The 26,223-nt window shown below is 53.6% G+C and carries 24 protein-coding genes, 1 tRNA gene and 1 pseudogene; 15 read left to right on the top strand and 11 right to left on the bottom strand.

All coding sequences use genetic code 11. The annotated features are described in order from the left end of the window. The first annotated feature begins 155 nt into the window (after nt 1–155). Entirely contained in the window at nt 156–665 is a 510-nt protein-coding gene (locus ACZRKO_RS11970) for a DUF1993 domain-containing protein (protein ID WP_463737380.1), read from the top strand. 42 nt (nt 666–707) lie between these two features. On the opposite strand, the gene ACZRKO_RS11965 is transcribed toward ACZRKO_RS11970, so the two are convergent. Then, nucleotides 708–1,481: an amidohydrolase gene (locus tag ACZRKO_RS11965; protein WP_463737379.1), complete on the bottom strand. Its 774-nt coding sequence runs from the start codon at nt 1,479–1,481 to the stop codon at nt 708–710. Beyond that, nucleotides 1,469–2,629, bottom strand: a complete 1,161-nt coding sequence (locus ACZRKO_RS11960; RefSeq protein ID WP_463737378.1) for a pyridoxal phosphate-dependent aminotransferase — start codon at nt 2,627–2,629, stop codon at nt 1,469–1,471. The genes ACZRKO_RS11965 and ACZRKO_RS11960 overlap by 13 nt, the downstream gene beginning before the upstream one ends. Nucleotides 2,630–3,372: 743 nt before the next feature. Between ACZRKO_RS11960 and ACZRKO_RS11955 the strand changes: the two genes are divergently transcribed. Genes ACZRKO_RS11955 through ACZRKO_RS11945 form a run of 3 tightly spaced genes read left to right on the top strand, consistent with a single transcriptional unit; the run spans nt 3,373 to nt 5,228 of the window. Then, a complete protein-coding gene (locus tag ACZRKO_RS11955) occupies nt 3,373–3,987 on the top strand; it encodes a methylthioribulose 1-phosphate dehydratase (protein ID WP_463737377.1) in 615 nt (204 codons plus the stop codon). Beyond that, nucleotides 3,984–4,670, top strand: a complete 687-nt coding sequence (gene mtnC, locus ACZRKO_RS11950; protein WP_463737376.1) for an acireductone synthase — start codon at nt 3,984–3,986, stop codon at nt 4,668–4,670. Before ACZRKO_RS11955 ends, mtnC begins: the two co-directional genes overlap by 4 nt. 12 nt (nt 4,671–4,682) lie before the next feature. Further along, complete coding sequence (locus ACZRKO_RS11945; protein WP_463737375.1) at nt 4,683–5,228, top strand: 1,2-dihydroxy-3-keto-5-methylthiopentene dioxygenase; 546 nt, start codon at nt 4,683–4,685, stop codon at nt 5,226–5,228. Between the two features lie 674 nt (nt 5,229–5,902). On the opposite strand, the gene ACZRKO_RS11940 is transcribed toward ACZRKO_RS11945, so the two are convergent. The 4 genes from ACZRKO_RS11940 to mtnA all read right to left on the bottom strand — a co-directional run bounded on the left by ACZRKO_RS11940 (nt 5,903) and on the right by mtnA (nt 8,974). Beyond that, a complete protein-coding gene (locus ACZRKO_RS11940; protein ID WP_463737374.1) occupies nt 5,903–6,562 on the bottom strand; it encodes a DUF799 domain-containing protein in 660 nt (219 codons plus the stop codon). Next, nucleotides 6,559–6,936 (bottom strand): DUF4810 domain-containing protein, encoded by a 378-nt coding sequence (locus tag ACZRKO_RS11935; protein WP_463737373.1) that lies wholly within the window; start codon nt 6,934–6,936, stop codon nt 6,559–6,561. Before ACZRKO_RS11935 ends, ACZRKO_RS11940 begins: the two co-directional genes overlap by 4 nt. A 15-nt stretch (nt 6,937–6,951) precedes the next feature. Further along, nucleotides 6,952–7,617 carry a CsgG/HfaB family protein gene (locus tag ACZRKO_RS11930; RefSeq protein ID WP_463737372.1) on the bottom strand — a complete coding sequence of 222 codons (666 nt, stop codon included), beginning with the start codon at nt 7,615–7,617 and terminating at the stop codon, nt 6,952–6,954. Nucleotides 7,618–7,945: 328 nt separating this feature from the next. Continuing rightward, nucleotides 7,946–8,974: an S-methyl-5-thioribose-1-phosphate isomerase gene (gene mtnA, locus ACZRKO_RS11925; RefSeq protein WP_463737371.1), complete on the bottom strand. Its 1,029-nt coding sequence runs from the start codon at nt 8,972–8,974 to the stop codon at nt 7,946–7,948. A gap of 113 nt (nt 8,975–9,087) precedes the next feature. On the opposite strand from mtnA, the gene mtnK reads away from it, so the two are divergent. Both mtnK and ACZRKO_RS11915 read left to right on the top strand, forming a co-directional pair. Continuing rightward, nucleotides 9,088–10,287: an S-methyl-5-thioribose kinase gene (mtnK, locus tag ACZRKO_RS11920; RefSeq protein ID WP_463737370.1), complete on the top strand. Its 1,200-nt coding sequence runs from the start codon at nt 9,088–9,090 to the stop codon at nt 10,285–10,287. Between the two features lie 106 nt (nt 10,288–10,393). Beyond that, nucleotides 10,394–10,882: a YehS family protein gene (locus ACZRKO_RS11915; protein WP_463737369.1), complete on the top strand. Its 489-nt coding sequence runs from the start codon at nt 10,394–10,396 to the stop codon at nt 10,880–10,882. A 106-nt stretch (nt 10,883–10,988) separates the two neighbouring features. On the opposite strand, the gene fadE is transcribed toward ACZRKO_RS11915, so the two are convergent. Beyond that, complete coding sequence (gene fadE / locus ACZRKO_RS11910; protein WP_463737368.1) at nt 10,989–13,445, bottom strand: acyl-CoA dehydrogenase FadE; 2,457 nt, start codon at nt 13,443–13,445, stop codon at nt 10,989–10,991. A gap of 248 nt (nt 13,446–13,693) precedes the next feature. Between fadE and lpcA the strand changes: the two genes are divergently transcribed. Both lpcA and ACZRKO_RS11900 read left to right on the top strand, forming a co-directional pair. After that, nucleotides 13,694–14,275: a D-sedoheptulose 7-phosphate isomerase gene (lpcA, locus tag ACZRKO_RS11905; RefSeq protein ID WP_463737367.1), complete on the top strand. Its 582-nt coding sequence runs from the start codon at nt 13,694–13,696 to the stop codon at nt 14,273–14,275. A gap of 25 nt (nt 14,276–14,300) precedes the next feature. Next, complete coding sequence (locus tag ACZRKO_RS11900; RefSeq protein ID WP_463737366.1) at nt 14,301–15,068, top strand: class II glutamine amidotransferase; 768 nt, start codon at nt 14,301–14,303, stop codon at nt 15,066–15,068. Here the strand turns inward: ACZRKO_RS11900 and dpaA are convergent. Then, nucleotides 15,039–15,764 carry a peptidoglycan meso-diaminopimelic acid protein amidase gene (dpaA, locus tag ACZRKO_RS11895; RefSeq protein WP_463737365.1) on the bottom strand — a complete coding sequence of 242 codons (726 nt, stop codon included), beginning with the start codon at nt 15,762–15,764 and terminating at the stop codon, nt 15,039–15,041. The genes ACZRKO_RS11900 and dpaA overlap by 30 nt on opposite strands. Nucleotides 15,765–16,044: 280 nt before the next feature. Beyond that, the gene (locus ACZRKO_RS11890) at nt 16,045–16,935 is read right to left on the bottom strand and encodes a glycerophosphodiester phosphodiesterase family protein (protein WP_463737545.1); all 891 of its coding nucleotides are present in this window, start codon (nt 16,933–16,935) and stop codon (nt 16,045–16,047) included. A gap of 246 nt (nt 16,936–17,181) precedes the next feature. Here ACZRKO_RS11890 and dinB point away from each other — a divergent pair, with 246 nt between their 5' ends. Then, entirely contained in the window at nt 17,182–18,240 is a 1,059-nt protein-coding gene (gene dinB, locus ACZRKO_RS11885) for a DNA polymerase IV (RefSeq protein WP_463737364.1), read from the top strand. Between the two features lie 181 nt (nt 18,241–18,421). Here the strand turns inward: dinB and pepD are convergent, their stop codons facing one another. Continuing rightward, the gene (gene pepD / locus ACZRKO_RS11880; protein ID WP_463737363.1) at nt 18,422–19,882 is read right to left on the bottom strand and encodes a beta-Ala-His dipeptidase; all 1,461 of its coding nucleotides are present in this window, start codon (nt 19,880–19,882) and stop codon (nt 18,422–18,424) included. A 299-nt stretch (nt 19,883–20,181) separates the two neighbouring features. Between pepD and gpt the strand changes: the two genes are divergently transcribed. From gpt to ACZRKO_RS11850, 6 genes are all read left to right on the top strand, one after another. Beyond that, nucleotides 20,182–20,640, top strand: a complete 459-nt coding sequence (gene gpt, locus ACZRKO_RS11875; protein WP_463737362.1) for a xanthine phosphoribosyltransferase — start codon at nt 20,182–20,184, stop codon at nt 20,638–20,640. A gap of 184 nt (nt 20,641–20,824) precedes the next feature. Further along, nucleotides 20,825–22,069 (top strand): esterase FrsA, encoded by a 1,245-nt coding sequence (gene frsA, locus ACZRKO_RS11870; RefSeq protein ID WP_463737361.1) that lies wholly within the window; start codon nt 20,825–20,827, stop codon nt 22,067–22,069. Between the two features lie 63 nt (nt 22,070–22,132). Continuing rightward, the gene (gene crl, locus ACZRKO_RS11865; RefSeq protein WP_463737360.1) at nt 22,133–22,534 is read left to right on the top strand and encodes a sigma factor-binding protein Crl; all 402 of its coding nucleotides are present in this window, start codon (nt 22,133–22,135) and stop codon (nt 22,532–22,534) included. A 141-nt stretch (nt 22,535–22,675) separates the two neighbouring features. Continuing rightward, nucleotides 22,676–23,779, top strand: a complete 1,104-nt coding sequence (gene proB / locus ACZRKO_RS11860) for a glutamate 5-kinase (RefSeq protein WP_463737359.1) — start codon at nt 22,676–22,678, stop codon at nt 23,777–23,779. 21 nt (nt 23,780–23,800) lie between these two features. Then, a complete protein-coding gene (gene proA / locus ACZRKO_RS11855) occupies nt 23,801–25,054 on the top strand; it encodes a glutamate-5-semialdehyde dehydrogenase (protein WP_463737358.1) in 1,254 nt (417 codons plus the stop codon). Between the two features lie 163 nt (nt 25,055–25,217). Then, nucleotides 25,218–25,293 (top strand) — tRNA-Thr (locus ACZRKO_RS11850). A 14-nt stretch (nt 25,294–25,307) separates the two neighbouring features. Here ACZRKO_RS11850 and ACZRKO_RS11845 read toward each other — a convergent pair. Continuing rightward, a pseudogene (locus ACZRKO_RS11845) lies at nt 25,308–26,182 on the bottom strand (tyrosine-type recombinase/integrase); the annotation flags it as partial. Nucleotides 26,183–26,223: the final 41 nt, after the last annotated feature.

The following is a 26,223-nucleotide window of genomic DNA, read 5'->3' as shown; positions in this document are numbered from 1 at the left end:
CCAGAGTGAACGGTGAGTTTGTAAAACGGGTGGAATGTACCCGCGATCACAACCCGCTCAAACGCTTACGGCAACAACACAAAACGTCATGTCCTTATGCAGGTAAAGCGCTAAGCTCAGCGCAGATTGTTCTAATAACCCATTAAGGAAGCATCATGTCAGCATCACTTTACGGCAGCACAGCAGCGCAATTTGTTCGTGGTTTACATAATCTTTCAGCTTTGCTGGAGAAAGGCGCGGCCTGGGCTAAGGAGAGCGGAACATCGGAAGAGAGCGTGCTCAATACCCGTCTGGCGGAGGATATGTATCCGCTGCTGCGTCAGGTTCAAATCGTCAGTGATATGTCGAAAGGTGCTGTTGCGCGTCTGGCAGGTGTGACGCCGCCAGCAATGGAAGATACTGAAACCACGTTTGCTGAGTTGCAGGCGCGTATCGCAAAAACCATCGGCTTTATTGAAAGCGTTAAACCAGAACAGCTGGACGGCGATGATTCACGCCCTATCACCGTTAAAGGCCGCAATGCGGAGCATCATTTCACGGCTCACACCTACGTCATGAGCTTTGCCACACCGAACTTCTATTTCCATGTCACCACCGCCTATAACATCCTGCGTCATCTGGGCGTGAAGCTGGGCAAGTCTGATTTTATCGGCGAAATTAAATAATATTGCTTCTTCCCGGCCAGTCTCATGGCCGGGACACCTTTCTTATTCCTGATGCGAAAAACTGTCGGCATCTCGCCATGCAGGAAAAGCCTCGCGGTACTGCTGTAAGGCGTCCAGCGAGAGTTCCGCGTTCAGTACAACGGCTGCACCCGGTTCTGCGCGGGCCAGATCTTCGCCCTGCGGATTGATAATCACGCTGTCGCCGCTGTAATGATGGCCATAATCGTCATCCCCGACGCGGTTGCAACCGGCCACGTAAGCCTGGTTTTCAATGGCGCGGGCAGTCAGCAGCGCCGACCAGTGACGGCTGCGCGGCGCAGGCCAGTTGGCGACGTACAGCGCCAGATCGTAATCCTGCTGATTACGCGACCACACCGGAAAACGCAGGTCATAACAGACTTGCGGCAGAATGCGCCAGCCGCGCCACTCGACGATTTCACGCCGTTTCCCCGCCACATAATAGTTGTGCTCACCTGCCATGCGAAACAGGTGACGCTTATCGTAAAAATGCACGTTTCCCTGCGGTTCCACCAACAGGAAACGGTTCACTGCGCCGGTGTCTGTGGTCAGCGCGACGCTACCGCCGATCATAGTATTCAGCTCTTTCGCCCAGTTGTGCAGCCATTCAGTCACCCGGCTTTGTGGCAGAGCGCGGTCCGGTGCCTGCATGGCGAAGCCGGTGGTAAACATTTCCGGCAGAATAATCAGGTCGCGACCCGTCAGCGCAGGCAGCAGCGCGTCAAAGTGGGCGAGGTTGGCTTCGCCGTCCAGCCATACTAAAGGTTGCTGTAACAAGGAGAGTTTTAAAGTTGACACAGGCGCTCCGCAGCGGCGTCCAGCGTGGCTTCCTGTTTGGCAAAGCACAGCCGGATCAGTTTATGGGGGAAGGGTGCGGCACAAAATACTGACATCGGGATGGCCGCCACGCCGGCATGTTCGGTCAGCCAATGACAGAAGGCAACATCATCGAGATCGGAAACATCGCTGTAATCGACCAGTAGGAAATAGGTGCCTGCCCCCGGCAGCACTTTCAGGCGGCTGTTCGCCAGCCCCTGCGCCAGCCGGTCACGTTTAGCCTGATAAAACGCGGGAAGCGCCTGCCAGTGCTCAGGGTGCTCACGCAGCATGTCGGCCAGCGCCAGCTGAACCGGCGTGGTGATGGAAAACGTCAGGTACTGATGCACTTTGCGCAGCTCAGCACTGATAGCCGCCGGTGCCACGCAGTAACCCACGCGCCAGCCGGTCATGTGGAAGGTCTTGCCGAAGGAAGATACCGCAATGGCGCGCTGGCGCAGTTGCGGATGGCGCAGCACGCTGGCGTGGCCCTCTTTGGCAAAACAGATGTGTTCGTAGACTTCATCACTGAGCACAAAAATATTGCGGTCCGCGATGCGCTGCCACAACTGTTCAACGTCATTGTGGCTCCATGCGGTGGCGGACGGATTGTGCGGCGTATTGATGATCACCAGTTTGGTGCGGTCGCTCAGAGTGTCGGAGAAGGTCGCCCAGTCGACTCTAAACTCAGGCGGCTGGAGCTGAATACGCTTCATCACACCGCCTGCCAACTGCACCGCCGGTGCGTAGCAGTCATAGCTTGGGTCAAATGCCACCACTTCATCACCGGGCCCGACCAGCGCGGTAATAGCAATGTACAGCGCTTCGGTCGCCCCGGCGGTGATGGTAATGTCGCGGGTGGCATCCGGCGCGTAGCCGTAAATTTGTTCGGTTTTGGCCGCAATGGCTTCGCGCAGTGCGGCGGTGCCGGTCATCGGGGCGTACTGGTTTGCTCCCTGGCTCACATGATGGGCCAGACGCTGTTTCAGAAAGTCAGGACCGTCAAAATCAGGGAATCCCTGCGACAGATTGATGGCGTTGTGCTGCTGCGCCAAGGCACTCATCTGAGTGAAAATGGTGACGCCGGACGCGGGAAGTTTGCTCTGGGGAATTAACGCTGCTGTGCTCATGGCGGGGCCTGTCTTGCGGACGTATGTTGCTGACAATATAACATGACGCTATTAGGTGTTTTTAAATCAATGAAGAATAAAGATATTACCGAAATGATTTAATCCTTTGGAGATAAGGCCTTGACGTTTTCCTCATGTTTGGGTTACTCCCTCACCCTATTTCAAACCGTCATCTTTAGCCTCTACCCCAGAGCATGAAGCCGACCAAAGCCCAGAACCCCGTGCAGGCAAGAATGCAAATTAGCCACACTACTCTGGTGGGTATTTTGTTCATGCTATTTTCCCACATATTTGTATTTACCTTTGTTGCCCAGATAGGGGGATATTCCGTAACCAGCTCGGTCACTCACCGGCCCGTATCATTTTTGACGAATGCCTAGGATTAGACTGAACCTATTTGACTCAAAATGCGGTATATATTGCAATAAAATACACTCAAAAATGAAGTTCTATTGATATTTCACTTTTCAAGATTCAGACAATGGCGGAACTCACTCGCGAGGGTATAGTCTGCCTGACCTCTCTTCTAAATTAGACCCGCTATTATCTCAATTATGCTGTTTTTATTGCTATCAGAATGATCACTATAAATCGACCTTCATTTCAGCATAACACGATGTTAAGATTTGGCTGTCGAGACACTTAGACGGCCAAATGTCATTATCGTCTAATTAATAGCTACGCTTTATATAGGCTTCACTATTCCCTCTCTGCCGCACAGGGCAAGGCTTGCAAGGATCATCATGTCAGAAAACAGACAACTGGGCGCATTGACTGCAGCCTGTCACTGGATTGGTCAAAAGGGCTGGAGCCCGGCAACCGGCGGCAATATGTCGGTGCGCGAGGGTGAGGAGTATTGCCTGATCAGCGAATCCGGCAAAGATAAAGGCACGCTTACCGAACAGGATTTCCTGCTGGTGGAACTCGAAAGCGGCAAGGCGCCTGGCGGACGCAGACCTTCAGCAGAAACCGGGCTGCATACACTGTTGTACCGGTTATACCCGCAGATTGGCGCAGTGCTGCATACGCATTCCGTTAACTCCACCGTGCTTTCGCGCGTTGAACGCAGTGGCGCGCTGGTGCTGGAAGGCTATGAGATGCAAAAGTCACTCAGCGGCCAGACGACGCATCTCGATCAGGTGATTATTCCCATTTTTGATAACAGCCAGGACATTGATGCGCTGGCGCAGAAGATTGCCGCCAGTGTAGAAAAGACGCCGTTACAGTACGGTTTTCTGTTGCGGGGCCACGGCCTGACCTGCTGGGGTAAAGACGTCGCCGAAGCGCGCCGTCATCTTGAGGGGCTGGAGTTTTTATTCCAGTGTGAACTGCAACGCCGCCTGCTGGAGGCTAAATGATCCGCGCGATTATCACTGATATTGAAGGCACGACTACGGACATCCGTTTCGTGCATCAGGTGCTTTTTCCCTACGCCCGCGAGCGTCTGGCGGAGTTTCTCCGTACTCAGCATGAACAGCCGGACGTGGCGGTGGCACTGGATGCGCTTCGGGCTGAAATCGATCGGCCACAGGCCAGCGTGGAAGCGCTTATTGAGAAACTTTATGCCTATATGGACAGCGACGTGAAGTCCACGGCGCTTAAAGTATTGCAGGGAATTATCTGGCGCAGTGGCTATGAAAACGGTGATTTCCGCGGGCATCTCTACCCGGACGTTGCGCCGCAGTTAAAGGCATGGCATCAGCAAAATCTGCGACTTTGCGTTTATTCATCGGGTTCCGTGGACGCGCAAAAACTGCTGTTTGGTTATAGCGACGAGGGCGATTTGACGCCGCTGTTCAGTGATTATTTTGACACCCGCGTCGGTGCCAAGCGTGAAACGGAGTCTTACCAGAATATCGCCGAGCAGCTGATCCTCCCGCCGGAAGATCTGCTGTTTCTCTCGGATATTCGCCAGGAGCTGGACGCAGCCCGCTTAGCGGGATGGCACACCTGTCAGCTGATCCGCGATGACGCTGATGCGTTAAGCGATCACTCGCAGGTTAATCGTTTTGATCAGATAGCCTTAGAAACATTCTTATAAAGAGGTTTACGCATGAGTGCTTTGACTATTTTTAGCGACCAGGATCCTTCCGCGCCCATCTGGCACAGCCGTGACGGCGGGGAAATTGCAACGGAACTGAACAAGATCAGCGTGCGTTTCGAACGCTGGCAAGCTGACCGTGAGCTGGGTGAAAACCCGCAGCCTGCGGATGTGATCAGTGCTTATCAGCATGAAATCGACAAGCTGGTGGCCGAGAAGGGTTATCAGAGCTGGGATGTGATCAGTATGCGTCCGGACAATGAGCAGCGAGAAGTTCTGCGCACCAAGTTCCTGTCCGAGCACACGCACGGCGAAGATGAAGTGCGTTTCTTCGTCGACGGCGCGGGGCTGTTCTGTCTGCATCTGGACGGTAAAATCTTCCAGATTCTGTGCGAGAAAAACGACCTGATCTCCGTTCCCGCCAACACCCGTCACTGGTTCGACATGGGCGGTTCCCCGTCGTTTACGGCGATCCGTCTGTTCGATAATGTCGAAGGGTGGGTGGCACACTTTACGGGCGATAAAATCGCGGATGGGTATCCGAGATTGGGGGAGTAAGCCTTTTAGAAAGGCTTTTAAATCTTTTTAAATTTAAATTTAAATTCAACTTCAAGGTCGTGGGCGTCGGCCCACACCGAAGACCTTGGGCTGCCGCCCAAACCGGCCTTAAGAGGCGCCTATCGCCGCGCCTCTTAAGAATCTCCGGCTCTTTTAAAAACAGCAGCTTCGCTGGTCACAGTGGCCATGTTTCAGATACCTCTGTTATAGCCGCAAAATGCCGCCGCTTAGGCGGTCCCTTCGCTGCGGGTTTCGAGCCTCAGGTCTCGAACCACTTGCTCAGCGCCATTTTTGAATGCGGCCCGCACTTTTTGAAAAGACAAAAGCAGACCAGGTTTTGTCTTTTATCTTTTGATTTATATAGCCCCTAAGGCGCAGTCAAAAATGGCACCGGATGAGAGGTTCGAGACCTATGGCTCGAAGCCGAAATACGGGGACGGCGAAGCCGTGACATTTTGCGCCGTGAACGGAAGTACCTGAAACACGTGCCTGCCAGCCGCGAAGCTGTCGGCGCCTCATGAAAAAGCGTGGAGTCCAGAGGCCCGCGCGACTGCGGGTCTCTGGTCGGTGTGGGCCGATGCCCACGACCCTGACCTTGAATTAAAAAAGCGGATTTCGGACCGTAATCCGAAACCCGCCAGCCAGTTTGAATGGCAGCTCAAAACCATCAGGTCTTAGCGCCCAGCATCCTTGCCATAACTCGGCGAACGCGGCCCATACAACATGCCGTTAGGCGTGCCCGCGGAGAGCAGACGGCTGCTGGTCAGTATGGCGACGTCATGGCTCTTATCGGTCAGCGTATTGGAGACATGAGCGACGGCGGCCGTGACCAGAATCCCGATCAGGCTGTTGTTATTGTTATCGCCTTCATTGCTGGAGGCCATCGCGGTACCGGTCCACAGGACTTTACCATTGCGCAGATCAACCAGTTTGGCGCTGGCTGTCACGCGTGCTTCGCTGGTGATGACCTTATAGCTGTTGCCGTAATCCGTGATATCGATATACAGCGCGGCGTCAGCACCAAAGATTTCACGTAATTTTACGACGCTCACTGAGCGGATATCTTCCGGTGAAGTCATGCCATTTTGCTTGAAGGTTTCATCAACCACAGCAACCGGGAAGACGTAATAGCCATCTTCGGCCAGCGGCATGGTCACCACGGAGGCCACGCTGTGGCTGGCATTCACATCCGGCGAATGGTTGACCGGCGGCAGCACCAGAATGGATTTTGGTTTGCTTTCTTTAAACGCGGTGTAATCGTAGGAAACCGGTTTGGCACAGCCAGTTAATGCCAGCGTAATTAACGCCGCGCTCATCAGGAATAAACGTTTCATTTGGTGCTCCCTTTATTTTTTTTCAGCAGGAAGTCCATATACGCTGCTGATTCTGGAAATAACGTTTTCTCAGTATTGAATTCCTGGAAAGCCTGATCGGTATGGCCGGTATTGGCATAGAGCAATCCCAGCTGTGCATGCAGACCAGGAGGGACCAGTTTGTTAGTGGCGCGGGATTTCTCAATCGACTCTTTCAGCGAGGCAATTTGTTCTTCCTGGCTCACTTTATCGCTCTGATAATATTGATAAACCGTTGTCTGGTATTTATCCCAGTTATAAATCGGTTTTGGCTGCGTCGAGCAACCGGCCAATAATAACAACAGCACTGCCAGACCGCTTTTTTGCCACACACTTTTGTGTTCGATGAATTTCATTATTATTTCCGTATATTAATTAGCTGGACGCCATGCGCCGCTTTCGATTCCATTCACAAGATTATTGACCGCTTCGCGGATCGCGAGGTCGAGTACTTTTCCATTTAACGTGGAGTCATAACTCGCCGTGCCGCCGAAACCAATAATTTCACGATTTGTCAGGCTGTATTCCCCCGCACCCTGCGAGGAATAAACCACTTCTGATGTCTGTACGTTGATGACGTTCAGGTTAACTTTCGCGTAGGCAATCTGCTGTTTGCCACGGCCCAGAATTCCCCAGAGCTGGTTGTCGCCGACTTCTTTGCGACCGAATTCAGTGACGTCACCGGTGATCACGTAGTTCGCGCCTTTCAGCGTCTGCGCTTTGCCTTTGATGCCGGCTTCTTCTTTGATCTCGTCCATATTGGTGCGATCAAGTACGTTGAAGCGTCCGGTTTGTTGTAGGTCAGTCACCAGCAGCGTTTTGGACTGATTTCCCAGACGATCGACGCCGTCAGAGAAAATGCCGCTCATATAGCTCGAACGGTTATCAAATTTACCCACGGCAATCGGACTGCGCGGGCCGTTATATTGCGTGTTGTAAGAGGCCACTTTTGCCACTTCTAACGAACGCGAAGATTCCGTTGCGCAGCCGCTCAGCGTCGCAGCGGCAACCAATGCAATACATAGTGCCTTCATCATGAATCTACCCTTTATCCCAACTGATTAGTTATATTTACAGATACCGTTCTTTCACGTTGCCAATATTCTGGCCTAAAGAACGCTCAGCCATTATCGGCTGATGAATGAATAACATTAGCGTTACTTAAAGATATCAATCCCTGTGAGGTAACAACCACGCTCATAAAAAGGACAAAGGATAGTAGCAGAAAATGCTATTTTGACATCTTAAATTTGTGTTTTTGAGGGGGGGAAGGGGAGGGAATGATGAATACATCATATTCACTTATGAATGTTAACATTGTGTTCATAATTACAGTTGAGGGGGTAACCCCCTCAACCCATGGTGCTATTTTAATGCCGACTGAAACAGACCCTGCTGAACTTGAGCCGGGCTGATAACACCGGTATCCAGCACCCATCCGCTAATTAACGCCGCAGGTGTAACATCAAATGCCGGGTTATACACGCGGGCATCGAGCGGTGCCCATTGCACGGAACCAAAGCTGCCGGAGACACCGGTGACTTCGCGCGGGTCACGCTGTTCGATAGGAATGGCGGCCCCGTTCGGGCAGTGCGGGTCGTGGGTGGTGTGCGGCGCGGCAACGTAAAAAGGGACTCCGTGGAATTTCGCCAACACTGCCAGACTGTAGGTGCCAATTTTATTGGCGACGTCACCATTGGCAGCGATACGGTCAGCTCCGACCCAGATAGCATCCACTTTTCCCTGCGCCATCAGGCTGGCAGCCATCGAGTCACAAATCAGCTGATAGGGAATGCCCAGTTCGCCGAGTTCCCACGCGGTTAAGCGTCCGCCCTGCAACAACGGACGCGTTTCATCGACCCACACCTGTTCAACGTTACCCTGCTGATGGGCGAGGGAGATCACTCCCAGCGCCGTACCTACGCCCGCGGTGGCCAGACCGCCGGTATTGCAGTGGGTCAGCAGGCGGCTGCCGGGCTTGACAAGTTCTGCGCCGTGACCGGCAATGCTGTCGCACAGCGCGCGGTCTTCATCGACCAGCCGCAGTGCTTCGGCTACCAGAGCTGGGACGAAATCGGCGTGTGCCAGTGCGGCTTTCATGCGATCCAGATTATTCATCAAATTGACGGCCGTCGGGCGGGACTCCCGCAGGGCTTCCAGTGCCTGATGCAGCCCGGAGTGCGGCATTCCGCCTTCGGCCAGCAGCGCCAGCAGCAGGCTGGCCGAAAGGCCAATCAGCGGCGCACCGCGTACGCGCAGGGTACGGATATGATCAACCAGCGCAGCGACGTCCGGGCAGGGGCGCCAGTCTGATTGCTGAGGGAGTGCCTGCTGGTCGAGGATCCACAGCTGGTTTTCGCGGATCCGTAAACTGGTGGTTGTGATATTTTTCATTGTTAGTTAAACCTTTGTTACCCAGTTGCATCTGTTTGCTTATTCTGCCAACATGCCTTACGGATGTATAGACGTCTGGACGTTTTATTTAGCATTGAATTTGAGAGGCCGCGATGTCCCGCTATTACACTTTTACTGCTGCAGATGCCGTTGAATATGCCCGTCAGTTTGGCGGCGTAAGCGACCCGCAATCCCTGATTTCCGCTGACGAAATTGGCGACGGCAACTTGAATCTGGTGTTTAAAATCCGTGATACGGCAGGCGTGAGCCGGGTTATCGTCAAGCAGGCGCTGCCGTATGTGCGCTGTGTGGGCGAGTCGTGGCCACTGACGCTGGACCGCGCGCGTATTGAAGCCGAAACGCTGGTGGCACACGGTAAGTTTGCCCCGCAGCATACGGTAAAAGTGTTGCATCACGACGCTGAGCTGGCGGTGATGGTGCAGGAAGATCTCTCCGATCACGCCATCTGGCGCAGTGAGCTGGTTCAGGGAACACACTACCCGCAGGCGGCCAGCCAGCTGGGTGAATATCTGGCGCAGACGCTGTTCCATACCTCCGACTTTTATCAGAATGCCCAGTTTAAGAAAGCGGAAGTGGCGCGCTTTACCAATCCTGAACTCTGCCAGATCACCGAAGATCTGTTTTTCACCGATCCTTATGTTGATCATGAGCGCAATAATTTTGATCCTGTTCTGCAGCCGCAAGTGGATGCCCTGCGTGCGGACAAACCGCTGCGTCTGGCGGTGGCATCGCTCAAACACCGTTTTCTCAGTAAAGCAGAAGCCTTGCTGCACGGCGATATTCACAGCGGCTCAATATTCGTTGCCGACGGCAAGCTGAAAGCCATTGATGCGGAATTCGGCTATTACGGCCCGCTGGGGTTTGATCCGGGATCGGCGATGGGTAATCTCTTACTCAATTATTGTGGTTTGCCGGGGCTGCTGGCGGTACGCGAAGCCGCAGACGGGCGTGAACAGCGTCTGAAGGATCTGCGTGCGCTGTGGCTAAGTTTTTCCGAACGTTTCCTGCAACTCGCCAGCGATAAAACGCAGGACCCGTCACTGGCTGAAGAGGGCTACGCGGCGCAGTTTCTGCAAGAGGTGTGGCATGACGCGGTGGGCTACTGCGGCGCGGAGCTGATCCGCCGCACCATTGGGTTGGCGCATGTGGCCGACCTCGACAGCATTAAAGATGAAGCGATGCGCGCTGATTGCCAGCGCCATGCGTTACGTCTCGGGCAGAAGCTGATTTTGACAGCACCGCGGATTGACGATATTGAGTCACTGATTGCCCGTATCCGTCAGTTCAGCTAAAACCGTCTGTTTCCTGTATAATGCGCGGCTTCGAGGTGCGAATATTATTTAGGGTGTAAGCCCGGCGGCATTTACCTCGGTTTACTCCATACAGGAACACAGAATTATGATGCATAACGATGTCTTGCGCAGTGTGCGCCACATGCTGAATTTAAGCGAAGGCAGACTGATTGAGATCCTTAAAACGACCGGCACGCCCGTCAGCCCGGACGTGATGTCACGCTATCTGAAGAAAGATGATGAAGAAGGCTATATGGAAGTGCCGGACGAAGTGATGGCGAACTTCCTCAATGGTTTGATCACTTTCAAGCGTGGCAAAGATGACCGTTTCCCGGTGCCGGAAGTCGAAAAGCGCGTGACCAATAACATCATGCTAAAAAAACTGCGCGTGGCGTTTGAGCTGAAAACTGAAGATATGCTGAGCGTGCTGGCAGCGGCGGACTTCAAAATGTCCGAAGGCGAACTGAGCGCGTTCTTCCGCAAGGAAGGCCATAAGAATTACCGTCCTTGTGGCGATCAGGTTCTGCGTTATTTCCTTAAGGGCCTGACCGCCCGTGTGCGCCCGCAAACGCAGACGCCGACCAAAAAAGGCTAAGTGCGCTGAGCGCTAAGTCGTCTGGGCTGGAACATATTGCCCAAAGAAAAAGCCCGAGTGTTTATCGCACTCGGGCTTTTTTGCTTAGTGAATAACAGAGCAGAAATCAGGCCGCTTCAGTGTGGCGCGGTTTGGTCTCTTTTTTCACTTCCGGTTGTGGCTTTTTTGCTGCCAGTTCATCCGCTTCAAACTCATCGACGTTAATCGAACGCAGGCGGCTCTCTTCTGCGCGGCTCAGGATACGGGCTTCGTCCGGGGTCAGGTGACCAGCATCGAGGCCTTTCTGCGCCAGAATATCCAGGCGGGTGAAGGAGAGTTTTTTGCCCATCGCATCACTCAGACGTTTATGTACCGGTTCGGCGGCGATGATGTCCGCGAGTGCCGCTTCCAGCTGCCCGATCGGGTTATGTTCACTGGCTTCGAAGAACTGACCACGGCCAATGCGGCTGCGGGTGGCGGACGGCACTTGCAGAATGCGCGCCAACTGATGGTCCAGCTGGTCCGACGGTGCCGAATGTGAACGGCCCAGTGGGAAAATAACCAGACGCATTACCCCGGCGACAAAACCGTTCGGGAAGTTGCGCAGCAGATCGTCGATGGCAATTTCTGCCTGATTCAGACAGTCCTGCACGCCCCAGTGCACCAGCGGTAAATCTTCTTCGTGGTGGCCCTCCTCCTCGTAGCGTTTCAGGGTGGCCGTCGCCAGATACATCTGGCTCAGAATATCCCCCAGACGCGCTGAGATACGCTCGCGACGTTTCAGGCTGCCGCCCAGTACGCCCATCGAAATATCTGACAGTAACGCAAGGTTAGCGCTCAGACGGTTGATGTGCTGATAGTAGCGCGCCGTGGCGTCTTTGGCTGGCGTAGTACTGGTGCGGCCATGGGTCAGGCCGAGCCAGAAGCTGCGCACTTTATTGCTGCCGACGTGGCCGATATGGCCAAACAGCGCGCGGTCGAAGTCCTGGAGATTATTGCTTTCGGCGGCGGCCATTTCACGCAGTACGTAAGGGTGACAGCGGATAGCGCCTTGGCCGAAGATGATCATGCTGCGGGTCAGGATGTTGGCCCCTTCCACAGTAATGGCAATGGGGGCGCCCTGATAAGCGCGGGCCACAAAATTGCTTTTACCGAGCATAATGCCTTTGCCCCCGGTGATATCCATGGCGTCCATGACGGAGCGCTGACCGCGATGGGTACAGTGGTATTTAACAATGGCAGACAACACGGCCGGTTTTTCACCGAGCATAATGCCGTTAGTGATAAGTGTGGCGGCGGCGTCCATGACGTAGGCGTTACCGGCGATACGCGCCAGCGGCTCTTCGATCCCTTCCATTTTACCAATCGGCAGTTTGAACTGACGGCGGATATAGGCATAAGCGCCGGTCGCCAGCGCCAGCGATTTGAGGTTACCGGTGGCATTGGACGGCAGGGTGATACCACGGCCAACCGACAGACATTCAACCAGCATACGCCAGCCCTGACCAGCCATTTTCGGGCCGCCGATAATGTAGTCGATAGGCACGAAAATGTCGTTGCCGCGCGTCGGACCGTTCTGGAACGGCACGTTCAGCGGGAAGTGGCGATGGCCGATTTCCACGCCCTGCGTATCGGTTGGGATCAGCGCACAGGTAATACCGAGTTCAACGGTTTCACCGAGCAGGTGATCCGGATCTTTCAGTTTAAACGCCAGGCCGAGCACGGTGGCGATAGGCGCCAGTGTAATGTAGCGTTTGTTCCACGTCAGGCGCATGCCCAGCACCTCTTTACCTTCCCACTGGCCTTTACACACGATACCAAAGTCAGGGATCGCACCAGCGTCGGAACCCGCTTCCGGGCTGGTCAGTGCGAAGCAAGGAATTTCCAGTCCCTGCGCCAGTCGCGGCAGGTAGTGATCTTTTTGCGCGTCAGTTCCATAATGTTGCAGCAGTTCGCCGGGGCCGAGGGAATTAGGTACGCCGACGGTGATCGCCAGAATGCCTGAGATACCGGCCAGTTTCTGTAATATGCGGGCCTGAGCATAAGCGGAGAACTCCAGACCGCCGTACTCCTTTTTGATGATCATCGCGAAGAAGCGATGCTCTTTCAGGTACGCCCACAGTTCCGGCGGCAGGTCGGCCAGTTCGTGGGTGATTTCGAAATCATTAGCCATGCGGCAGGCTTCTTCCACCGGGCCATCTATAAAGGCCTGCTCTTCGTCGGTCAGGCGCTGTTGCGGGTAATCCTGCAACTTTTTCCAGTCCGGCGTACCGCTGAACAGATCGCCTTCCCACCAGGTAGTCCCGGCTTCGATGGCCTCTTTTTCCGTGCGTGACATTTCTGGCATCACTTTACGGAAAGCACGCAGGGCCGGTGCGGAGAACAGCGCACGGCGCAGCGCAGGAATGTTGAACGGCAGCAAAATGATCACCAGCGGCACCAGCAGCCAGAGTGTCCATAAATGAATCGCACCCATAGCGGCGGTGAAGGCCACGACAATCAGGCTGCTGAGCGGCAAGTTGACGCGGTGATAGAACAACACACCGATGATAACCAGTAAGGCGACAATGCTAAGAATCATCATGATAAAGCTCCTGAGTTGTAGGAGGTCTGACCTGTTAGGTGGATGTATTGGTTTTAGTTCAGGTCCATTTCTTTATCAATGTATTTACATCTTAATTACAACTTGGCTCACAAACCGACAGCACGAAGGGTTAAAAACAGAAACTATCAGATTCATTACCGCTTCATGGCTTCTCGCTGTTTCGGCGATCCGTTACACTGCGAGGCGGAACATCTTATTGCTGCAAACGGACATAAAAAGAGGCTGCCATGTACCAGGATATTATCCGTAGTGAACTGAACGAAGCTGCTGACACGCTGAACAAATTCATCAACGACCCGGCAAACATTGAATCAATTCAACGCGCTGCCGTACTGCTGGCGGATTCCTTCAAAGCGGGTGGGAAAGTGATTTCCTGCGGCAACGGCGGGTCACACTGCGATGCCATGCACTTTGCTGAAGAACTGACCGGCCGTTACCGTGAAAATCGCCCTGGCTACCCGGCAATCGCTATTTCTGACGTCAGCCATATCTCCTGCGTGGGTAACGATTTTGGTTTCGACCATATTTTCTCACGCTACGTGGAAGCCGTCGGCCAGAATGGCGACGTACTGTTTGGTATCTCAACTTCTGGTAATTCTGCCAATGTCATCAAAGCCATTGAAGCGGCGCGTGCCAAAGGTATGAAAGTTATTACCCTGACTGGCAAAAACGGCGGGAAGATGGATGGCTCTGCTGACGTGGAGGTTCGCGTACCGCATTTCGGCTTCGCCGACCGCGTGCAGGAAATTCACATTAAAGTGATTCATATTCTGATTCTGTTAATCGAAAAAGAGATGGCCAAAGCCTAATGCTTTGGGTTTAAGGAGGCTGGTGATGTGCGAATTGCTCGGGATGAGCGCCAACGTTCCTACTGATATCTGTTTCAGTTTCAGCGGGTTGGTGCAGCGTGGGGGCGGGACTGGCCCGCATAAAGATGGCTGGGGTATTACTTTCTACGAAGGTAATGGTTGCCGCACCTTTAAGGATCCGCATCCGAGTTTTAATTCGCCCATCGCCCGTCTGGTCCAGGAATACCCCATCAAATCCTGCGCGGTGATCTCACATATCCGTCAGGCTAACCGCGGCGAAGTGTCGCTGGAAAATACCCACCCGTTTACCCGCGAGCTGTGGGGCCGCAACTGGACTTACGCCCATAACGGCCAGCTGCGCGGTTACCGCCAGCTTGATACCGGTACGCTGCGTCCGATCGGACAGACTGACAGCGAATTTGCTTTCTGCTGGCTGCTGCATAAATTGACCGAACGCTATCCGCGCACACCGGGAAACTGGCCTGCGGTGTTTCGCTATATTGCGTCACTGGCTGATGAGTTACGGCAGAAGGGCGTGTTTAACATGCTATTGTCGGACGGACGGTTTGTGATGGCCTATTGCTCGACCAATCTCTACTGGATCACACGGCGGGCACCGTTTGGCAAGGCAACGTTGTTGGATCAGGATGTGGAAATTGATTTTCAGCAGCAGACGACACCTAATGATGTCGTCACTGTGATCGCTACCCAACCGCTGACGGGTAACGAAACCTGGAACAAGATTGCTCCAGGTGAGTTCGCTTTATTTCACTGTGGTGAACGCCAGTTGTGATGCCAGCGGGTTCACTTTCACCGGTTGCGTCAGCACGTATTTACCGGCGCTGACGACTACGTTCGGCGGCGTATGGTTTTTCTGGAAATAGTCGTAGCCGGGTTTCAGCTCGTTCCAGAAACTGATGTAGGAAGAGTTTCTGTGCGCGGCCATGTTGGCGTCGGTCATGCGGAACGGGTAAATACTGATCTGCACATTACGCTGACCAAACTGGAAGGCGGCCTGCACGTAGGTGAAAATCTCATCCATATACTGATCGGTCATCGCGTAACAGCCGATGGATTTACAGTTGCCGTGGATCATCAGATATTTCCCGGAATACCCCTGTGCGACGTCGTAATCATTCGGAAAACCGATGTTGATCGCGCGATAGAATTTGCTATCAGGTTTTAAGTGATGCATATCTACGCTGTAGAAACCTTCCGGACTTTTGAAATCCCCTTCACGGCGTTTATTACCCAAACCACCAGAAAAATCACAAATACCGTAAGTGCCAATCAGGCGATATTCGCCCTGAAGTTCGGCATAAAGTTCAAGCTTACGTTCCTGCTTGAAGATTTGAATATAGACGGGGGAGCCTAAGAGCTTTTGCTTAAGTGCCTGATCTACCGGGACAGGCTCACTGGCGGCCGCTGTTCCGAGGGTAAATAGAGGTAAACTGAGGAGCATCGCAAGTAACAGCGCGATTCTGATCATTCTTCTTCCTGCTTAACAAGCTACCCATCGTATTACACGTGGGTATAGGTCTGATTATTTTGTCTACAGATGCAAAGATCTTTAAGACCGCCACTGATATACAATCGGCATATAACATGCATGATTCGCTGCCATATTAATACTGATGGTTTTTTTAGCAATGGGGCTGAGAATAATTTCACTTATAAAGTAATAAAAAATGATTCAGGTTGTTTTTTATACAGACAAAGTGTCGCAATACGTGCGATTTCCCGGCGTTGCCGCCGGGCAAAAGTAAGGGTTAGCGTGGGATCGTTTTGAAGTCGGCCGGAGAGTTGACGATAACGCCGTTAGCGCCCAGTTTTTTGGCCTGTAGGTAATCTTTTTGGTTATTTATACCAATTAAAATAATGTGTGCGTCGCCCTGTGAACGAAAACAATCCATCGCTTCTTTGTCCCATTCGAGCGTGGCTTTTGAGCGCGCTTCGCCGAGCGTAAACTTCTCCACCACTTCCACATCTCGCTGCATTTCCAGCGCATACCAGCGGATTTTCTTCTCCGGTTTTATCTGGCACTCATGGGCCATCGTAATGTTGGCGAGTGCGGTACGGGTGACATCCCGGCTTTCAAAACGCGGCAGGTCGGCGGGCAGGGCGTCGAGATATTTGGCATCGGTCGAGTAGATGCGGGTTCTTGCCAGACTGTGTGTCTCTTGAAGTCCTTTTTCCAGCGCCGCTGCCATGGCATCCGGGGCGGCGTCCGGGGTTTTAATATCAATATAGAACGTGGTTTTAGGAAACGCATTCAGCACGTTTTCCAGCGTCGGAATGCCGATGTTTTTACCACGAAATGGGTGCGAATCGCCGGAGCCAAATGCCCAGCCTGCATCCATTTTGGCGAGTTCTGCCGCCGTATATTGCGAGATTGGTCCCTGTTGATTGGTCAGGGTTTTCAGATCAGACGGCCGGTAGAGCACCGGTACTCCATCTTTTGACAGCTGAACGGTGATCCAGATGGCATCTGCATTATTTTCCAGCGCCAGCTTAATGGCGGGAAGAGTATTTTCCGGTGCGTCAGCGGTACCCCCCCGGTGGGCGATAATCTGCGGGCCATGGGCAGCCGGCGAGGCGAAAGCGGCCGTAGACAAAAAGCAGCCGGAAAGTAATGCACCAAGCAGGAGTCGTGATGGCATTTTCATTGTGGCGGGTTCCATTTTGCGAAAGAGGGCTTTCTGGAAATATACGGGCTGATTGTTGTATTAATATTAAATTCATCACAAAAACTGTTTATAAATAAGTAATTAATCTTAATTTTCCATTATTCATTTTCTAAGTGAATGCTTGGTGTTTTTAACCAGACTCAGGCTGATGAATGAAAAATCGCTGACTTGAATTACCTCTTTTTGACTGTATACTTATACAGTCATTGGGGGAGGGTTATGCGCAAAATTATTCACGTCGATATGGATTGCTTTTTTGCGGCCGTAGAAATGCGCGACGATCCTTCCCTGCGCAATATCCCCATCGCCATTGGCGGCAGCCGCGACCGCCGGGGGGTCATCAGTACGGCGAATTATCCGGCGCGTAAATTCGGTGTCCACAGCGCGATGCCCACCGGCATGGCCCTGAAACTCTGCCCGCACCTGAAAGTGATCCCCGGCAGGATGGAAGCCTATAAAGAAGCCTCTAACCATATTCGTGAAATCTTCTCCCGCTATACTCACCTGATCGAGCCATTGTCGCTGGACGAAGCCTATCTTGACGTGTCCGACACCACGCTTTGCAGCGGTTCGGCGACGCTGATAGCAGCAGAAATTCGTCAGGCAATTTCCGACGAGATCAATCTCACGGCATCTGCGGGTATCGCACCCATTAAGTTTCTGGCGAAGATCGCCTCAGAACTCAACAAACCCAACGGTCAGTATGTGATAACCCCCGATCAGGTGCCGGCGTTCCTGTTGGATCTGCCACTGAGTAAAATCCCCGGCGTGGGGAAAGTCACTGCCCAGCGTTTACAGGAGCGCGGTCTGGTGACCTGTGGCGATGTACAACGTTATGACCTGGCGCAACTGCTGAAAAATTTCGGTAAGTTTGGCCGTGTATTGTGGGAGCGCTGTCAGGGGATTGATGAGCGGGACGTCTCGCCCGAGCGGCTGCGTAAGTCCGTCGGTGTCGAACGCACGCTGGCAGAAGATATTCACAGCTGGGAAGAGTGTGTGGCGCTGATTGAACGTCTGTTTCCGGAGCTGGAAAGGCGTCTGAGTAAAGTCAGTCCGGAGCTGCGTATTGCGCGCCAGGGGGTAAAGCTTAAGTTTCATGATTTCCAGCAGACCACGCAAGAACACATCTGGCCCGTACTCAATAAAGACGATTTACTGAAAGTGGCGCGGGAAGCCTGGGAACAAAGAAGGGGGGGGCGCGGCGTCAGGCTGGTGGGGTTACATGTGACGCTTCAAGATCCGCAAATAGAACGGCAGTTGTTATTGCCGTGGGAGTGATCCCCGTCATCCTTCAAACTGTCTCTGCGTGGGTTGCCTGCGCAAACCCCGGTCACATATTTATATATGCTTCCAGAGATTATGAGCCTCATTCCTGGGGCTCCAACGCAAGCAGCGTTCAAAACCTGCTTAGAGCAGGTTTTGTGATACAGCTCGAATGATTCAGGGGATCGATCGAGTCTTAGCTGCGTACAGGAATCGCTTTCAGCAGCGCCGTCAGCAGTTGCCAGTACAGGCCAACGCTTTCGATATGTACCTGCTCATCCGGCGAGTGTGGCCCGGTGATGGTCGGCCCGATGGAAACCATGTCCATATCCGGATACGGCTTTTTAAACAGACCGCACTCCAGACCCGCGTGGATCACCATGATGTTCGGGGTTTTGTCGAACAGTCGCTGGTAAGTTTCACGCACCAGCGTCATGACCGGTGAGCTTGGTTCAGGTTTCCAGCCAGGGTAGCTGCCTTTTGCCAGTGTTTTCGCGCCCGCCAGTTTGCCCAGTGAATCCAGCATACTCACCACGTACTCTTTACCGCTATCGATAAGTGAGCGGATCAGGCAGTTGATCGCCACTTCGCCGTCGGTCATGGTCACGACGCCCACGTTGAGGGAAGTTTCGACCACGCCTTTCACGTCATCGCTCATGCGGATAACGCCGTTTGGCGTTGCGTTCAGCAGCGCCAGGAAACGGCTCTGGCTGTCAGCGTTCAGCGCTTTTGCGTCGCTGTTTGCCGCTTCAACCACCAGGGCGATTTTCTTCTCAACGGCAGACAATTCAAACTGAATCGTTGCCAGAAACTCCTGTGCCGCCGCTTTCAGGGCGTCAGCGTTGTCTGCTGCAATAGCCAGCGTCGCGATAGCTTCACGTGGAATGGCGTTGCGCAGGGTACCGCCGGTGAAGTCCAGCAGGCGCAGGCCGAGGGGATCAGCATGCTCAGTCAGGAAGCGGGCCAGCAGTTTGCTGGCGTTGCCCAGACCCAGATGAATTTCAGCGCCGGAGTGACCGCCTTTCAGTCCTTTCAGCGTCAGCTTCAGGGTGGTGTGGCCAGCAGGCACGGCTTCGCGGGTCAGCGTCAGGGTGGAGGTAAAGTCGATCCCGCCCGCACAACCCATGTAGATTTCGCCTTCGGTTTCTGAATCGGTATTGATCAGGATCTCAGACTGTAACCAGTTCGGTTGCAGGCCGAATGCACCCGCCATGCCGGTTTCTTCGGTCATGGTCAGCAGCACTTCCAGCGGGCCGTGCTCAACGGAATCATCCGCCAGGACTGCCAGCGCAGAGGCCAGACCGATGCCATTGTCAGCACCGAGCGTAGTACCGCGGGCTTTTACCCAACCGTTTTCGATAAACGGCTGAATCGGATCTTTAGTGAAATCATGAACGGTGTCGTTGTTCTTTTGCGGCACCATGTCGAGGTGAGCCTGCAACGCCACGGCTTTACGGTTTTCCATACCTTGGGTGGCAGGTTTGCGCAGCAGGATGTTACCGACTTCGTCACGCTCAGCGTGGATACCCTTTTCCTGCGCCCATTCAACAATGTGTTTCGCCAGGGCTTCTTCATGGTAAGAAGGGTGCGGAATGGAACAGACTTTGGCAAAAATATCCCACAGCGGCTGTGGCGAAAGTTGAGACAGTTCAGACACTATAAGTCTCCTGTAACAGTCGGCTCAGTCAGGTGCTATGTGCAGGTGAACTGATTGAGAAACTGTAGGTTTAAGGTTAAGTAATCCCCGCCAGACGTTGTAGCGAGTGGCCTGACAGAATATCACTTAATCTTAACCTGTGCGCGTGCGCGTGCGCGGGGAGAAAATCCGGTTTTTTTGGGCGCGGGATTCCAGATAATCGCTGGTTTTTGTTAGCCGGACTCACTATAATCCGGCGCAACCTTTTTTCCCCCGAATACATTTTTAGAAGCCGTCAATTCACTGGCTGGGACACCTATATGAGCGAAAAATACGTTGTAACCTGGGACATGCTGCAAATCCACGCCCGCACCATGGCAAAGCGCCTGCTGCCGGCAGAACAGTGGACTGGCATTATCGCTGTCAGCCGTGGTGGCCTGGTTCCTGCGGCTCTGCTGGCGCGTGAACTGTGTATCCGTCACGTTGATACCGTCTGCATCTCGAGTTACGACCATGACAATCAGCGCGATATGCATGTGCTGAAACGCGCAGAAGGTGACGGTGAAGGCTTCATCGTGATTGATGATCTGGTGGATACCGGCGGTACCGCGAAAGCCATTCGTGAGATGTACCCGAAAGCCCATTTCATCACCATTTTCGCCAAACCTGCCGGCGCACCGCTGGTTGACGATTATGTGATCGACATCCCACAGGACACCTGGATTGAACAGCCGTGGGATATGGGCGTGGTGTTTGTGCCCCCATTAGTAGGAAAGTAGTTTCTTCGCAATTCTTCAAAAACGCCCGGTTAATTGCCGGGCGTTTTGTTTAGGTTTTACCAGCCTTTGATTTTAACAACAGTCCCATCCTGCTTGACCTCTCCCTTGTCTTCCCGCAACGTACTCCCTATATAAAGAGGGCAGAATTGCGTTCTCACAGTTTGCAAACGGAGGATATTGCACCATGGCACCCGTCAACCTTACGGAAAAACTGTTCAAACCAACCTTTAAGTACCCTGAAACCTCGACGCTGGTTCACCGCGTTCAACACCATCACAGTCCGCTGCACTCTGCGCTGGAGGGCGACTCTGCACCTTGCTGGTACCGCACCATCAACCGCCTGATGTGGCTGTGGCGCGGCGTGGATCCGATCGAGGTAGAAGAAGTGCTGTCACGCATCGCAGTTTCGACCTCCAAACACAGCGATGAACGCCTGCTCGATACCGTGATTGGTTACCGCAGCGGCAACTGGATTTATGAGTGGACACAGCAGGCGATGGCCTGGCAACAAAAAGCGCAGGAGATGGAAGATGTCGCGCTTGCCAGTCAGTACTGGCTCAACGCCGCCAACCTGTACAGCATCGCCAGTTACCCGCACCTGAAAGGCGACACGCTGGCGGAGCAGGCCGAAGTGCTGGCCAACAAAGCTTTTGAACAGTCGGCGCTGCATTCGCCGTATCAGCTGAAAGAGATCGACTTTGCCATCGAGGGCGGGGCGCCGATCACCGGGTTTCTGCACTTGCCGAACGAAGGCAAAGCCCCGTTCCCGACGGTCATGGTGTGCGGTGGTCTGGACACCTTACAGTGCGATCATCAGCGTCTGTTCCGTGAATATCTGGCACCACGTGGCGTCGCTATGCTGACTATCGACATGCCGTCGATCGGGTTTTCCGCCAAGTGGAAACTCACCCAGGACACCAGTTTCCTGCATCAGCAGGTGCTGGCTCAGTTGAGTAACGTCGCTTGGGTAGATGCCACCAAAGTCAGTCTGGTCGGTTTCCGCTTTGGCGCTAACGTGGCAGTGCGCCTGGCCTATCTCGAACCCCGCCGCGTGCGTGCGGTGGCAACGCTCGGTGCGCTGGTGCATACGCTGCTCTGCGACACCAAATGTCAGGAAAAAGTACCAGATATGTACATGGACGTGCTCGCCAGCCGTCTCGGCATGTCGAGCGCATCGGACAGCTTACTGAAGACTGAGCTTAATCGATATTCTCTGAAAACGCAGGGTTTGCTCGGTCGTCGCACCTCTACGCCAATTTTGGCCGGTTACTGGGAGAACGATCCGTTCAGTCCTAAGGAAGAATCAAGGCTAATTGCGGACTCCTCGGCCGACGGCAAGCTGCTAAGCATCAAAGCCGAACCGCTTTTCAGCAGCTTTGACCGTGCTTTACATGAGACTTGTGACTGGCTTACGGCGAGAATGCGATAACTTAACAGTTGCTAATTCTTAACGTTTTGCTACAAATGATGACCTACTTATGGAGGTTGTACTATGACGTTACCAAGTGGTCATCCTAAAAGCCGGCTAATGAAACGTTTCGGTACTCTGGGGCCTTATATCCGTGAAGGAAAATGCGAGAACGATCGCTTTTTTTTCGACTGTCTGGCGGTCTGTGTGAACGTAAAGCCTGCACCCGAGAAGCGTGAGTTCTGGGGCTGGTGGATTGAACTGCAAGCTGAAGCTGAACGTTTTACTTATGTTTATCACTTTGGATTGTTTGATAAAGACGGGATCTGGAAGGTGCAAAACATTAAGGATGCTGAAGTTCGCGAGAAGCTGGAGACCACGCTGCGCGGTTTCCACAAGAACCTCAACGCCATGATTGTTGATATGTCATTAAAGCTCGAACCTGCTGAAGATTTTGGCGACAAACCTTTGAAGCTGTCAGCCTGACATTCATGCTTCACCCCGCATAAGCTCTGCTTAGTCGCGTTATGCCTCCGGGCATAACGCTTCTCTCCTTTTCCAAAGACAACAGCCCACCTCTTCATTTAAACTCTCATTAAGATTTCTATTTCAAACGGCAGAATGAATATGAGTGGCAGCCAGACCTTGGTGGTAAAACTGGGCACCAGCGTGCTCACCGGCGGTTCCCGCCGTCTTAACCGGGCTCACATTGTTGAGCTGGTTCGCCAGTGCGCGCAGCAACATGCGGCAGGGCACAGAATTGTTATCGTGACATCGGGCGCGATTGCCGCCGGGCGCGAACATCTGGGCTACCCCGAACTCCCCGCCACCATTGCCTCCAAACAGCTGCTGGCCGCCGTCGGACAAAGCCGTCTGATTCAATTGTGGGAACAGCTGTTTTCCATATATGGCATCAACATCGGCCAGATGTTGCTGACCCGTGCCGATCTGGAAGACCGCGAACGTTTCCTCAATGCGCGCGACACCATGAATGCGTTGCTCGATAACCACATCGTTCCAGTGATCAACGAGAACGACGCCGTGGCGACCGCCGAAATTAAAGTCGGTGATAACGACAACCTGTCAGCGCTGGCGGCGATTCTCGCCGGGGCCGATAAACTGCTGCTGCTGACCGACCAACCGGGCCTGTTCACCGCTGACCCGCGGACAAATCCGCAGGCCGAGTTAATCCGTGAAGTCACCGCTATCGACGACGCCCTGCGTGGCATTGCCGGTGACAGCGTATCCGGTCTTGGTACCGGCGGCATGGCCACCAAACTACAGGCCGCTGACGTTGCCTGTCGCGCCGGTGTTGATACCATCATCGCTGCAGGCAGCCTGCCAGGCGTAATTAGCGATGTGATCAACGGCGTCTCCGTTGGCACCCGTTTCCATGCCATGCAAACGCCGCTGGAAAACCGCAAACGCTGGATCTTCGGCGCTCCACCGGCGGGTGAGATCACCATCGATGACGGCGCCGTGGCCGCGATGCTAGAACGCGGTAGTTCACTGCTGCCGAAAGGCATCCGCGACGTCAAAGGCGATTTCTCACGCGGGGAAGTGATCCGCATCCGCAGCCTGGCCGGGCGTGACCTGGCCCACGGCGTCAGCCGCTATAACAGCGACGCCATGCGCATGATTGCCGGTCACCACTCCCAGCAGATCAGCGATATTCTCGGTTACGAGTACGGCCCGGTTGCCGTGCACCGTGACGACATGATTGTCAGTTAAGCATTTTTGAAGGAAATACCCATGTTGAATGAAATGGGCAAGGCCGCCAGACAGGCCGCCTACCAGCTTTCCACCCTCAGCACCGCCGAGAAAAACCGTGCGCTGCTGGTGATTGCCAATATGCTTGAGGCCAACAGCCAGAGCATCATCAGTGCTAACGAAATGGACATGTCTGCTGCCCGCGAAAGCGGCATGACCGAAGCCTTGCTGGACCGCCTGCTGTTGACGCCTGCGCGCCTTTCCGCGATTGCCAGCGATGTGCGCGACGTCTGCCGCCTGAGCGACCCTGTCGGGCAGGTGATTGATGGTTCAAACCAGGACAGCGGGCTGCGGCTCGAACGCCGCCGGGTGCCACTCGGCGTGGTCGGCGTAATTTATGAAGCGCGCCCTAATGTCACCATCGACGTCGCCAGCCTGTGCCTGAAAACCGGCAACGCGGCTATCTTGCGCGGCGGCAAAGAGACGCACCATACCAATCAGGCGACGGTGAAAGTCATTCAGCAGGCACTGGAGCAGTGCGGATTACCGAAAGCGGCGGTGCAGGCCATCGACAGCCCGGACCGCGCGCTGGTGGCCGAGATGCTGCGTCTGGATAAATACATCGACATGCTGATCCCACGCGGTGGCGCGGCGCTGCACAAACTGTGCCGTGAGCAATCGACCATTCCGGTGATCACCGGCGGCATTGGCGTGTGTCATACCTTTGTTGATGAAAGTGTCGATTTTGCTAAAGCGCTGACCGTGATTGAAAACGCTAAAATTCAGCGCCCAAGTGCCTGTAACAGCCTCGAAACTCTGCTGGTGCATCAGGCTATTGCGGCCCGTTTCCTGCCAGAGTTGAGTGCCAAAATGCATGCGGCCGGTGTGACATTGCACGCCAGTGAATCGGCGATGCCGCATCTGCAAAATGGCCCGGCGACAGTCATCGCGGTGACGGAAGAGGATTATCAGGACGAATGGTTGTCGTTGGATTTGAACGTGACGGTGGTGGCTGACATCGACGCCGCCATCGCGCATATCCGCGCTTATGGCACCGAGCACTCCGACGCGATACTCACCCGCTCCATCAGCCAGGCCGACCGCTTTGTGAATGAAGTGGACTCCTCGGCGGTGTACGTCAATGCCAGTACCCGCTTCACCGACGGCGGCCAGTTTGGTCTGGGCGCAGAAGTGGCGGTCAGCACCCAAAAACTCCACGCCCGCGGCCCAATGGGACTCGAAGCCCTGACGACCTATAAGTGGATTGGCTATGGTGACGATTTAGTCCGTCCGTAAAAGGAACAGAAGGGCACCGGTGGATTTGCAGAGGATGAAACCGGTGCAAAAAATCCTAAAATCAACAGGTTGATGAGAAAAGCAGCAATCGCACTTTCCCGCTATTGACTCACGACTCAGATTTCAATAAATTACGCCACGTAGTCTCCGCAGCACCTCAAAAGCCGACTTAGCTCAGTAGGTAGAGCAACTGACTTGTAATCAGTAGGTCACCAGTTCGATTCCGGTAGTCGGCACCATGTAAAACAATCACTTACGCTATCTTAACCACCTTATCGATTCCATGCTGTGCCGTATTTGTGCCATCGACCACAATCATTGAGTCAATTTGCATGCGTGTTCAGATAGGTGATTGGGAGAGAGATGTGCGTATCGGCGCACCATTTCAATACACTCCCAGCCCCCCATTTCTTGCAATGCTGAAAGTGGAACGCCACTCTGTATCAACCAGCTCGCCCAAGTGTGTCTCAAGTCGTGAAATCTGAAATCTTCTATCCCCGCCAACTTCAATCCCTTCTGCCATTGCCTATTATCATCAACCCTCATTTTCCGAATTTCCGGCGTCATCGATCCATCAGCACGATTCTTCGCTTTGGTGTGTACAAACACCCACCGAGAGTGAAGGCCGATCTGTTTTCTCAGAACAGAGCAAGCCGTATCGTTAAGAGCAACACCTATAGCTTTACCTCCCTTTGCGTTCTCCGGGTTAATCCATGCCACCTTGCGCTGCATGTCAATTTGTGACCATTCCAGATTAATGATGTTGGAACGGCGCAATCCAGTAGAAAGCGCAAAGATAACCACCGGCCTGATAATTTCCGGCATCACGCGGATCATCCTTTCCGCCTCTTCTCTGGTCAGCCAACGAATGCGCCGATTCGGAGTGGAGCGTGATTTCAGATTCGGCGCCTTCTCTAACCATCCCCATTCCTTTTCTGCAATTCTCAGCAGGCTGCGGATGAATGCCAGGTAAAGATTCTTGGTTGCCTGACTAACCTCAGCCTTGCCGTTAGACTTCCTATTCTTGAGCCCGGCGACGGCTGAAGTGATTTCTTTTGGCCGAATGCTCGATATATTTCGGCCTGAGAAGTGCTCTAAAAAGAACTCAATTTTAGTCTTATCTGAATTGAATAGACCCGGGTTTCGTAGACACTTTTTTGCCTCATAAT

Source organism: Ewingella sp. C233 (genome assembly GCF_055407225.1).
The sequence above is the reverse complement of the archived record's forward strand: the minus strand, read 5'-3'. Positions and strand labels throughout refer to the sequence as shown.